Source organism: Roseateles sp. P5_E1, assembly GCF_054049335.1.
Genome location: NZ_JBFUMN010000131.1, coordinates 1 through 1,220 on the forward strand (window position 1 = coordinate 1; position 1,220 = coordinate 1,220).

Annotated in this window: 2 protein-coding genes; one reads left to right on the plus strand and one right to left on the minus strand. The window is 73.0% G+C overall.

Annotated features, from left to right (window positions below; all coding sequences use genetic code 11):
• Positions 1 to 116: 116 nt before the first annotated feature.
• Positions 117 to 797 carry a hemerythrin domain-containing protein gene (locus tag ACXJKJ_RS30105; RefSeq protein WP_056192767.1) on the plus strand — a complete coding sequence of 227 codons (681 nt, stop codon included), beginning with the start codon at positions 117 to 119 and terminating at the stop codon, positions 795 to 797.
• On the opposite strand, the gene ACXJKJ_RS30110 is transcribed toward ACXJKJ_RS30105, so the two are convergent.
• On the minus strand, positions 764 to 1,220 hold a 457-nt coding region (locus tag ACXJKJ_RS30110; protein WP_457395008.1), incomplete at its 5' end, for a response regulator transcription factor. The genes ACXJKJ_RS30105 and ACXJKJ_RS30110 overlap by 34 nt on opposite strands.

Below are 1,220 nucleotides of genomic sequence, written 5' to 3' on the forward strand. Positions count from 1 at the left end.
AGCCACGACCGATGGCCCGTCGGGCATGGCCCATCAGCGCGATGGCAACCGCGACGCCGGCCGGAACACTGCGGCGCATCCGGCCCCATCACGCCGGCTCAAACGGAGCCTCCACCATGACCACCCTCCCCCCGCGCCTGGACCTCTACGCCCATATCCACAAGGCTTTGCGCCTGTTCATGAGCGACACACTGCAGCAGCTGAGCCGCCTCGATGTCGACGACCCGCTCGAGCTGGCCACCAGTCTGGGCCAGCTCGACGCGTTGCTGGATGCCGCCCGGCACCATCTCGACAAGGAGAACGAGTTCGTCCACCCCGCCATCGAAGCCCGCCGCGCGGGGGCCAGCGCGGCCATCGAGGTCGAGCACGAGGAGCACCTGGACGCCATCGCCGGCCTGCGCGCCGAGTCCGCCGCGCTGCGCGCCATGCCGTCAGCGAGCGCCGCCCAGCGCCTGTACCGCCGCTTCGCGGCCTTCGTGGCCCACAACCTCGAGCACATGGGCGTGGAGGAGAGCCGCCACAACCTGGCGCTGTGGGCCGCCTACAGCGACGCCGAACTGCTCGACATCCACCACCGCCTCCTGGCCAGCATCGGCCCGCGCGAGATGAGCGAGACGCTGCGCTGGATGATCCCGGCCTTGACGCCGGCTGAGCGCGCCCTTGTCATCGGCAGCCTGCCGCCGCCGGTTCAGGCGCCGGTGCTGGCCTCGGCGCGCGCGCTGCTCAACGACACGGCCTGGACCAAGCTGTGCCGGGCGCTGGGTCAGGCCAGCGTGCCGGGCCTGGTGGCCATCTGACGCTGGTTCCACCACGCGGCCGCCTCGCCGCGTGAGTTCAGGCCCAGCTTGTCGAGGATGTTGGCCACATGCCGCTTGACGGTGTGGGGGCTCAGGTCCAGCGCGCGGGCGATGTGCTTGTTGCTGGCGCCGGCGGCGATCTGGGCGATGACTTCGGCCTCGCGCTGCGAGAGCCGGTCGTCCCCGGAAACGGCGGCAGCTTCGACCACCACCCGCGTGGCCGGCCGCACGGCTTCGGCCCAGCCGCGCAGCCGGGCGAGGTCGACCGGGTCGAGCAGGTCGCCCCAGTCCTCGGCCGCCATCTGCAGCAGCTTCGGCACGGCCCACAGCAGGCCGCCGGGCTCGCGCCGGGCCAGCGCCGGCGCCAGCGCCTCGGCCGCGCCGCCACGGTCGCCGCCCTCCAGCAGCAGCGCGGCCAGACGC

Bases quoted from the DNA above. Each gene is read 5' to 3' on its own strand.
- ACXJKJ_RS30105 (WP_056192767.1), top strand. From the start codon at position 117: ATGACCACCCTCCCCCCGCGCCTGGACCTCTACGCCCATATCCACAAG.